Below are 8,849 nucleotides of genomic sequence, written 5' to 3' on the forward strand. Positions count from 1 at the left end.
TTAATCTCGACCGTCTCGAACATCGCTCCCGGTCCGGTCGCCGAGCTGGTGCGTCGCTTCGCGGCCGGCGACGTCGCGGGGGCACGCCGGATCCACTACGAGCTCCTGCCGCTCGCGCTCGCGCTCTTCTTCGAGACCAACCCGATTCCGGTGAAGACGGCGCTGGCGATCCTGGGCCGCATCCCGAGCGCGGTGCTGCGCCTGCCGCTCACGGAGATGGCGAAGAAGAACCGCGACCGCCTCGAGGCCGCGCTGGCCGAGCTGCCGCGCGCATGATCCGGGTGCTCGTCGTCGGCGCGGGCGGGCGCATGGGCGCGACGCTCGTGCGCCAGATCGGCGCGTCCGCCGCTATGCGTCTTTCCGCGGCGCTCGACCGGGCCGCCCACCCGGCGCTCGGAGAGGAGATCGCGCCGGGCGTCGCGCTCGGCGCCGACCTTCGAGCCGCTTGTGTGCTCGCCGACGTCGCGATCGATTTCTCGTCGCCGGAATCGACCGCGGCGCTGGTCGACGAGGCCGAGGCGAGGGGCGTTCCGCTGGTGATCGGAACCACCGGACTCGACGCGTCCGCGGAGGGCCGGATCGAGCGCGCCGCCGGACGGCTCGCGATCGTGCGCACGGCGAACTTCTCGATCGGCGCCACGGTCCTGCTCGAGCTCGTCGCCGAGGCCGCGCGCAGGCTCGAGGGCTACGAGATCGAGGTCCTCGAGATGCACCACGACCAGAAGCGGGACGCCCCGAGCGGGACGGCCCTGTCGCTCGCGGGCGCGGCCGCGGCCGCGCGCGGCCAGACGCTGGCACACTCGGCGGTGTATGCCCGGCACGGACTGACCGGAGTGCGCGATCCGAAGAGCATCGGGATCCAGGCGCTCCGACTCGGCGACAGTGTCGGCGAGCACACGGTCTACTTCGCGGGGCCGGGTGAGCGCGTCGAGCTCGCGCATCGCGCGCTCTCGCGCGAGAACTTCGCCGCCGGCGCGCTTCGCGCCGCGCGCTGGCTCGTCGGCCGGGGTCCGGGCCTGTACACGATGCGCGACGTGCTCCGACCGACGTGATCCGGATCGACTCCGTCTCCAAGCGGCACGGCGCGCAGATCCTCTTCCTCGAGGCCTCTGCCTCGGTGAACCGCGGCGAGAAGATCGGGCTGGTCGGCCCCAACGGCGCCGGCAAGACCACGATCTTCCGGCTGATCACCCGCGAGGAGCTGCCCGACGACGGCCAGATCGCGATCGATCGCGGCCTCACGATCGGCTACTTCAGCCAGGACATCGGCGAGCTCACGGGAAGCAGCGTGCTGGCGGCCACGCTCGACGGCGCGGGTCCGGTCTCGGAGGCCGCGCGCGTTCTGCACGAGCTCGAGAACGCGCTCGCCGATCCCGAGCGCGCGGACGAGATGGACGCGCTGATCGAGCGCTTCGGCGAGGCGCAGTCGCGCTTCGAGTCGCTGGGCGGCTACGGCCTCGAGTCGCGCGCGCGCAGCGTGCTGGCGGGCCTGGGCTTCGCGGCGTCGCTGATCGACGGCGACGTCGGCGCGCTCTCGGGCGGCTGGAAGATGCGCGTCGGGCTGGCGCGAATCCTGGTGATGGAGCCCGACGCGCTCCTGCTCGACGAGCCGACGAACCACCTCGACCTCGAGTCGATTCTCTGGCTGGAGGGCTGGCTGCGCGAGTTCGAGGGCGCGGTCGTGATGACCTCGCACGATCGCGAGTTCCTGAACCGCATGGTCGGCAAGATCATCGAGATCGACGCCGGCGAGCTGATCACGCACACCGGGAACTACGATTTCTACGAACGCCAGCGCGCGCTCTCCGAACGCGAGCAGGCGGCGCAGTACTCCCGCCAGCAGGCCATGCTCGCCAAGGAGGAGGCCTTCATCGCGCGCTTCAAGGCGCGCGCCAGCCACGCCTCGCAGGTGCAGTCGCGCGTGAAGAAGATCGAGAAGATCGAGAAGGTCTCGCCGCCGAGACGCCGCGAGACGCTCCAGTTCTCGTTCGCTCCACCACCTCGCTCGGGCGACGACGTCGCGCGGCTGTCCGGGATCCGCAAGGCGTACGGCTCGCGCGTCGTCTTCGACGGTCTCGACCTCCTGATCCGCCGCGGCGAGCGCTGGTGCGTGATGGGCGCGAACGGCGCGGGAAAGTCGACTCTGCTCTCGATCGTCGCCGGCGTTCGCTCGCCCGATTCAGGCAGCGCCGTGCTCGGCGCGGGAGTGAAGCCGGGCTACTTCGCGCAGCACTCGATGGAGCTGCTCGAGGCCGACGCGACGGTCTGGCAGACGCTGTCGAACGCCTTCCCCAAGGCCTCGATCGGCTCGCTCCGCGCGCTCGCGGCCTGCTTCGGCTTTCCCGGGGACGACGTCGAGAAGCGCTGCCGCCTGCTCTCGGGCGGCGAGAAGGTGCGGCTGGTCATGGCGCGAATGCTCTACGACCCGCCGAACTTCCTCGTGCTCGACGAGCCGACCAATCACCTCGACCTAGCGACCAAGGAGATGCTGATCGCCGCGCTCGCCGATTTCGAGGGCACGCTGCTCGTGGTCTCGCACGACCGACACTTTCTGGCCGCGCTCTCCAATCGCGTGCTCGAAATCGACGGCGCAGGCGTGCGGCAGTACGGCTCGGGCTACACCGACTACGTCGTGGCCAGCGGCCACGAAGCTCCGGGAATGCGCGCGCTCCAGCCCTGACGATCGCGCCTCACATGTCGAAGTAGAGCTCGAACTCGTGCGGCGAGGGCCGCAGCGCCATCGGCGCGATCTCCGCCTCCCGCTTGTACTCGACCCACGCCTCGATCGCGTCCTGCGAGAACACGTCTCCCTTGAGCAGGAACTCGTGATCCTCCTCGAGGTTCGCGAGCGCCTCGGAGAGGCTGCCCGGCATGGTCGGCACCTTGGCGAGCTCCGCCTTGGAGAGCGCGTAGATGTTCTTGTCGAGCGGATCGCCCGGATCGATCTTGTTCTCGATCCCGTCGAGGCCGGCCATCAGCATCGCCGAGAACGCCAGGTACGGATTGCAGGTCGGATCGGGGAAGCGCACCTCGATGCGCTTCGCCTTCGGCGACGGCGAGTACATCGGGATCCGGATCGCCGCCGAGCGGTTGCGGCTCGAGTAGGCCAGGTTCACCGGCGCCTCGTAGCCCGGCACCAGCCGCTTGTACGAGTTCGTCGTCGGGTTCGTGAGCGCCGCGAGCGCCTTGGAGTGCTTCAGGATGCCGCCGATGTAGTACAGGCACATCTTCGAGAGGCCCGCGTACTCGTTGCCCGCGAAGAGCGGCTTTCCGTCCTTCCAGAGTGACTGGTGCGTGTGCATCCCCGAGCCGTTGTCGCCGAACAGCGGCTTCGGCATGAACGTGACCACGCGACCGGCGTTCTTCGCCACGTTCTTGCACACGTACTTGTAGACCATCAGCTGGTCGGCCATCTCGACGAGCGGTCCGAAGCGCATGTCGATCTCGGCCTGGCCCGCCGTCGCCACCTCGTGGTGGTGCGTCTCGATCACGATCCCGAGATCCTCCATCTGCAGCACCATCTCGCTGCGGATGTTCTGCTGGGAGTCGGTCGGCGAGACCGGGAAGTAGCCTTCCTTGAAGCGCGGCTTGTAGCCGAGGTTCGGACCCTCGTCGCGGCCGCTGTTCCACTTGCCTTCGATCGAGTCGACGAAGTAGTAGCCCTCGTTGGGTCCGGTCGAGAAGCGCACGTCGTCGAGGATGAAGAACTCGGCTTCCGGACCCATGTAGGCGGTGTCCGCGATCCCGGTGAGCTTCAGGTAGTTCGCGGCCTTGATCGCGATCTGGCGCGGGTCGCGGTCGTAGGGCTCGCGCGTGATCGGATCGACGATGTTGCAGATCAGCGACAGCGTCGGGTGATCGCAGAACGGATCGATGAACGCGGTGCGCGCATCGGGCACCTGCAGCATGTCGCTGTTGTCGATGCTGCGCCAGCCGCGGATGCTCGATCCGTCGAAGCCGAGGCCGTTCTCGAAGATGCTCTCGTCGACCTCGTGCAGCGGGTGGGTCTTGTGCTGCCACTGCCCGACGAAATCCACGAACTTCAGATCGACGAGCTTTGCGCCCTCGCTGCGCGCGAACGCAAGCACTTCCTTGGGTGTCCGGTCCTTGTGCATCTCTTCCTCTCTGGCGATCCAGTCGACTAGATCGCGTCCTCGCCGCGATCGCCGGTGCGGATCCGCACCGCTTCGAGCACGGGCAATACGAAAATCTTCCCGTCACCGATCCGTCCGGTGTTCGCCGCGGTCTGGATGGCTTCGACCACCTTCGGGACGAGATCGTCCGGGACGACGATCTCGAGCTTGATCTTGGGCAGGAAGTCCACGACGTACTCGGCGCCGCGGTAGAGCTCGGTGTGACCCTTCTGGCGCCCGAACCCCTTCACCTCGGACACGGTGATGCCCTGGATGCCGATTCCGTTCAGGGCTTCCTTCACTTCATCCAGCTTGAACGGCTTGATGATCGCCTCGACCTTCTGCATCGATCCGAACCTCACTCGAACGGGCCAGTTAGCAAGCCTTATACCATACGATCGCGCGCGCTTCGCACGTTCGGAGCGCCGCCGACCGCGCCGGCTGCGCAGGATCTGGGCAGCCCTGCCCGGATCCTGCGCAGCCGACCCGCTTCGGGCGCCCTAGTCGAAGAGATAGGCGACGTTGATGATTCCATAGAGGTCGCCGTCCGCAGAGCCGCCGCCCTGCGAGAAGACGTCGTCCGTGAAGTCGTCGGTGTTGAACTCGTCGTAGCGGACCTCGAGACGCGTGAGCAGGTTCGGGGTCAGCTTGTAGCCCAGCGTCCCGGTGAGCGAGTAGGCCATCGAGGACTGGCCCGGGAACATCCGGTATCCGTCGCTGTCGCGGAAGATCTCGCCGCGCAGCGCCAGCGTGGTCCGGTCGTCGAATGCGTACTGGCCGCCGACCGAGGCGCCGTACCACTGGGCGTTCTCGACGCTGCCCACGGTCTGCGGCCCGTTCACGAACTCCACGTCGTCCTGCTTGCCCCAATCCAGGTTCCCCCAGAACGTGAGCGCGTCGCTCGCGGCCCAGGTCGCGGTCCAATCGAGCACCAGCGCGCGATCCTGGCCGAAGCTCTCCACGGATTGCCCCGCGAAGCCCGTGTTCCCGTCGGATCCGTAGTACGTGCTGAGCGCGCTGCTGAACGCGCCGCTGGCGAAGCTCAGCTGCCCGAGCACGCCCTTGTTGTCGTTCGTGTCGGTCGCGTTGTTCCAGCCGTTCGCGACCGCGACGGCCCAGCCCCACTCCTCGCTGATCTTGCCGTTCGCGAGCAGGCCCGTGTGCACGAGCGGGATCGCGTAGGTGAAGAGCAGGCCCTGGGTGACGTTCCGGTTGGCGACGGTGTCGATCACCTCGGAGCCGAGCAGCGTCTCCCATTTTCCGAACTTCAGGACCACGTCGTTCCAGTTGTACGACGCGTACATCTCCTGGACGTAGACGAAGTTGTCCGACGCGTAGCCGTCGGTGTTGAAGCGGTACGCGCCGAGAATTCCGCCATCGTCGCCGAACATCAGGTCGAGCTGGAAGCCCGCCTCGCCGGGCGCGGCGGCGACCCGGCCGATCTCGAGCTTCGCGCCGTCGAGGGTGAACGTGTTGTGGTCGAGATCGAACTGGTTCACGGACTGGGCGTAGATCGGATCGTCCGGGTTGTTGTTGTTGTAGACGTACGACGCGGACACGTACCCGCCCAGGCTCACCGTGTCGAAGAACGCGTCGAGCTTGCTCGGCTCGCTGCCTGCGGAGACGGCAGGCACTGCCCGACTGTTGAGCAGCTCTTGTTGCGCCGCGACGGTTCGCTCGCTCGCATCGAGCTTGTCCTCGAGCTGCGCCATTCGCTGCTCCATCGCGGCAAAGCGCGCCTCCGACGCCGCGTCGGCGCGCGCCAGAAGCGGCGTAAAGCACAGCAATGCCGCAGCGATCGCGGCTTGGATTCCGGTGTTCCGAATCATCGCGCTCCCTCCGATCAGCGAGCCGCAGCAGCGCGGTCGCGTAGGTGTCGGTGAGGGCGCTCGTGCAACCGGTGTGCCGTCAGCCGGGCAGGATCTCCCGCACGATGCGAAGCGTGCGCGGTGCTCGCGTCGCATCGAGCTCGGCCGGGAGCCGCAGCAGGTCCGGCCAGGTGTCGACGTCGTGGTGTGCGGGCAGAAGCTCGGCGCACAGGCCGAGCGAGCGCGCGTTCGCGAGCGTTCCGGAGAGCACGCCGGTGTGAGAGAGCTCGAGCGCGAACAGGTCGTCGCAGGCCGCTCTCAGCCCGATCAGGTTGTAGCCGCCGTCGCGGTCCGGGCAGAGCGCGAGCTCGGAATGCTCGAGCGCCGCGAACGCCTCGCCGACTCGCCCGGCCGGAAGCGTCGGGCTGTCGGTTCCGCGCAGCACGATGCGATCGAAGCCCTCGGCCTCGTGGAGCCGGAACAGCGCCGCCATTCGCGCCGCGAGGCCGACGCCCTGCTGCGGAACCAGCCGCCAGCCTGCCGACGTGAATCGCTCGAACCAGTCGCGTGCGTCGGCGGGAGCGAACCAGAGCGCGCGCTCGCAGTCGCGCTCGGAGGCGTGCTGGTCGACAATGTCGCAGAGCATGGCCTCGTAGAGCGCCGCGGCGCTCTCGGGCGAGAGCTCGGGCGAGAGGCGCGTCTTCACCTGGCCCGGAACGGGCGCCTTGGCGAAGAGGGCGAGGATCCGCCGCGACATCCGCGGATCATACGGAGGGGATTTGAGAGCGTCGCTGGCATCGATTGCTGCAGTCGCGATTTCGTTTCCGCTCGCCGCGTGTGGACCGACGGACGAACCGACCCCGGTGACCCCGACGGAGGCGGAAGAGAAGGGGGAGGAGCTCGCTCCCGCGCTCGTCGACGCGATCCAGGCCAAGCAGCCGGTCTTCGTGATGGACCACGTCGCGCCGGAGTTCGTCGACGAAGGGGGTCTGGACTACTTCGGCGTCAGATCGCTCGTCGAGGCCTACGCGTTCCGCGACGAGGAGGTCGGCGCGCGGCTCGAGAGCGTCTCCATCCAGCCTGCGGCCGACGGCGCGCAAGCGGTTGCAGCGCGCGTGAGCTTCGCGCTCGGCCAGCGGCTCGCCGAGGGCGCTGCGCTTCCCCCGAGCGCGACGACCTACTCGCTCGATCTCGTCTTCGAACGGCGCGGCGCGCGCTGGCAGGCCGTGCGCGGCCGCTACCGGCGCGAATAGTCCTCGACGATCTCGCCGCGGGTCGAGCCGATCTCGAGCTCGATGCCCGCGCGAGCCTCGGCCACGCGCACGTAGCCGAGCGCGATCGGACCGCTCGCGCTCGAGATCGCGCTCGACGTGACCTGACCCACGACGGTGTCGGCCAGGCGGATCTCGCTCCCGGGCGCGACGAGCGCGCGGGTGCGGAGCTTGACCAGCAGCCGGTTCACGGCGCCGCGCGAGGCGATCCGCGCGACGATCTCCTGCCCGACGTAGCAGCCCTTCGCGAGCGAGAAGGCGCGTTCGAGCCGCGCCTCCTGCGGGAAGTTCCGCGGCGAGAGATCGGCGCCGAGCTTCGGGATCGCGGCCTCGATGCGCAGCGCCTCGATCTGCTCCGGCGAAAGCTCCGGCAGCGCGAGCTCGGATCGCAGCGCCGGCAGCAGCGCGCGCGGCGAGAGCACGCGCAGGCCCTCGTCGCCGAGGCTCCCGCCCGCGATCCAGACCAGCGACCCCCCGCGGAAGCTCGAGGTCTCGAATCGGCGCGCCTGCGGGTCCGCACCGCCCACGCGTCGCGCGGCCTCGCGCGCGCCCGGGCCTTCGAGCCCGAGCTGGCCGACCTCGCGCGTCGCGCTCGCGAGCGTGACGTCGTCCGCGATGATGTGCTTCTCGAGCACCGCGCAGAGCTCCGCCTCGACCCCCGGCGCGACGTCGAGCAGGAACGCGTCGGGCTCGGCCAGGACCCAGAGCTCGGCCTGCACGTGGCCCTTTCGGTCGAGCTGCAGCATCGGGCTGGCGTCGCCCGGCGCGAGCTTCGCGACGTCGTTCGAGAGCATTCCGTTCAGGAAGCGGACCCGGTCGGCGCCGGTCACGCGCACCAAGCCCCGATCGGACAGGTCGCGCAGCGCGGCGCGGCTGCCGGTCTCGGTCTGGAAGAGGCTCGTCACGCCGGCCAGGGTAGCGCCTCGATCCCGCTCAGGCCGCGCGCGCCAGCCTCGCCTGCAGCGCCTTCCAGCGCTCGAGCATCTTCTCGACGACCTCGAGGTCGTCCTCGTTGTCGACGTCGATCGCGGCGCCGCCGAGCTCCGTCGTCACGGTCACGAATCGCGTTCGCAGCAGCGCGCTCGCGGCGCGCTCGATCATCGCGAGCGTTACCCACTGGCGCACCCGATCCGACGCGCTCGTGTGGCCGCGTCGGTGCAGAACGCCCGCGAGGTGCACCGCGAAGTAGCAGCCGAGCACCCAGAGGTTGCGCCACTCCTTGCGCAGCACGCGCCAGGCGAGCCCGACCTGGCTTGCGATCTCCTTCTGGTAGCGGTTCTCGTACATGTCCTCGACGTAGCTGCGGTTGCCCATGCGCAGCGCGCGGACGAAGTGCAGGTTGTTCTGCCGGAAGCGCCCCTCGCGCAGGTTGAAGTACGCCATCTCGACGCCCGGCGCGCCATCGTGCGGCGCGAACGGCCGGAGCGCGGCTTCGGGCGAGAGCCCGGCGACGTAGTCCCCGCCACACGCCAGCGCCCGCTCTGCGAAGCGCGAGATCTCCTCCGGCATCACCAGGGGGATGTCGGCCGGAACCACCAGCACGCCATGGGAGTCGTCGGGCGGCACGCCCGGTCGGAGCGTACGCAGAAATGTGTGCCAGACGTTCGCGTAGAGCGTCTCGCGCTGCGGAACCAACA

The 8,849-nt window shown here is 69.0% G+C and carries 10 protein-coding genes; 4 read left to right on the plus strand and 6 right to left on the minus strand.

Annotation, left to right across the window (positions count from 1 at the left end; all coding sequences use genetic code 11):
* The 3 genes from FJ108_16740 to FJ108_16750 form a co-directional block, all read left to right on the plus strand.
* Nucleotides 1–276, plus strand: a 276-nt coding sequence (locus FJ108_16740) for a 4-hydroxy-tetrahydrodipicolinate synthase (protein ID MBM4337535.1), incomplete at its 5' end; no start/stop codon positions are given.
* A complete protein-coding gene (locus FJ108_16745) occupies nt 273–1,052 on the plus strand; it encodes a 4-hydroxy-tetrahydrodipicolinate reductase (protein MBM4337536.1) in 780 nt (259 codons plus the stop codon). The genes FJ108_16740 and FJ108_16745, both read left to right, overlap by 4 nt.
* Nucleotides 1,049–2,680, plus strand: coding sequence for an ABC-F family ATP-binding cassette domain-containing protein (locus tag FJ108_16750; GenBank protein ID MBM4337537.1), 1,632 nt, complete (start codon nt 1,049–1,051; stop codon nt 2,678–2,680). The genes FJ108_16745 and FJ108_16750 overlap by 4 nt, the downstream gene beginning before the upstream one ends.
* A gap of 10 nt (nt 2,681–2,690) precedes the next feature.
* Here FJ108_16750 and glnA read toward each other — a convergent pair whose 3' ends face one another.
* From glnA to FJ108_16770, 4 genes are all read right to left on the minus strand, one after another.
* Nucleotides 2,691–4,115, minus strand: coding sequence for a type I glutamate--ammonia ligase (gene glnA, locus FJ108_16755; GenBank protein ID MBM4337538.1), 1,425 nt, complete (start codon nt 4,113–4,115; stop codon nt 2,691–2,693).
* 26 nt (nt 4,116–4,141) lie between these two features.
* Nucleotides 4,142–4,480, minus strand: a complete 339-nt coding sequence (locus FJ108_16760; GenBank protein MBM4337539.1) for a P-II family nitrogen regulator — start codon at nt 4,478–4,480, stop codon at nt 4,142–4,144.
* Between the two features lie 153 nt (nt 4,481–4,633).
* On the minus strand, nt 4,634–6,097 hold the full coding sequence (locus tag FJ108_16765) for a hypothetical protein (GenBank protein ID MBM4337540.1): 1,464 nt from the start codon (nt 6,095–6,097) through the stop codon (nt 4,634–4,636).
* The gene (locus tag FJ108_16770) at nt 6,042–6,698 is read right to left on the minus strand and encodes a glycosyltransferase (GenBank protein ID MBM4337541.1); all 657 of its coding nucleotides are present in this window, start codon (nt 6,696–6,698) and stop codon (nt 6,042–6,044) included. Before FJ108_16770 ends, FJ108_16765 begins: the two co-directional genes overlap by 56 nt.
* Before the next feature lie 106 nt (nt 6,699–6,804).
* On the opposite strand from FJ108_16770, the gene FJ108_16775 reads away from it, so the two are divergent.
* On the plus strand, nt 6,805–7,194 hold the full coding sequence (locus tag FJ108_16775) for a hypothetical protein (protein MBM4337542.1): 390 nt from the start codon (nt 6,805–6,807) through the stop codon (nt 7,192–7,194).
* Here the strand turns inward: FJ108_16775 and FJ108_16780 are convergent.
* A complete protein-coding gene (locus FJ108_16780) occupies nt 7,179–8,126 on the minus strand; it encodes a folate-binding protein YgfZ (protein MBM4337543.1) in 948 nt (315 codons plus the stop codon). The genes FJ108_16775 and FJ108_16780 overlap by 16 nt on opposite strands.
* Nucleotides 8,114–8,329: a hypothetical protein gene (locus FJ108_16785; protein MBM4337544.1), complete on the minus strand. Its 216-nt coding sequence runs from the start codon at nt 8,327–8,329 to the stop codon at nt 8,114–8,116. The genes FJ108_16780 and FJ108_16785 overlap by 13 nt, the downstream gene beginning before the upstream one ends.
* Nucleotides 8,330–8,849 lie beyond the last annotated feature (520 nt).

It is taken from the genome of Deltaproteobacteria bacterium (assembly GCA_016875225.1).
Lineage (GTDB): Bacteria > Myxococcota_A > UBA9160 > SZUA-336 > SZUA-336 > VGRW01.

What these genes read in the sequence shown, in the direction of transcription:
- FJ108_16745 (MBM4337536.1), top strand. Translation starts at nt 273, where the DNA reads ATGATCCGGGTGCTCGTCGTCGGCGCGGGCGGGCGCATGGGCGCGACG.
- glnA (MBM4337538.1), bottom strand. Translation starts at nt 4,115, where the DNA reads ATGCACAAGGACCGGACACCCAAGGAAGTGCTTGCGTTCGCGCGCAGC.
- FJ108_16760 (MBM4337539.1), bottom strand. Translation starts at nt 4,480, where the DNA reads ATGCAGAAGGTCGAGGCGATCATCAAGCCGTTCAAGCTGGATGAAGTG.
- FJ108_16765 (MBM4337540.1), bottom strand. Translation starts at nt 6,097, where the DNA reads ATGCGACGCGAGCACCGCGCACGCTTCGCATCGTGCGGGAGATCCTGC.
- FJ108_16770 (MBM4337541.1), bottom strand. Translation starts at nt 6,698, where the DNA reads ATGTCGCGGCGGATCCTCGCCCTCTTCGCCAAGGCGCCCGTTCCGGGC.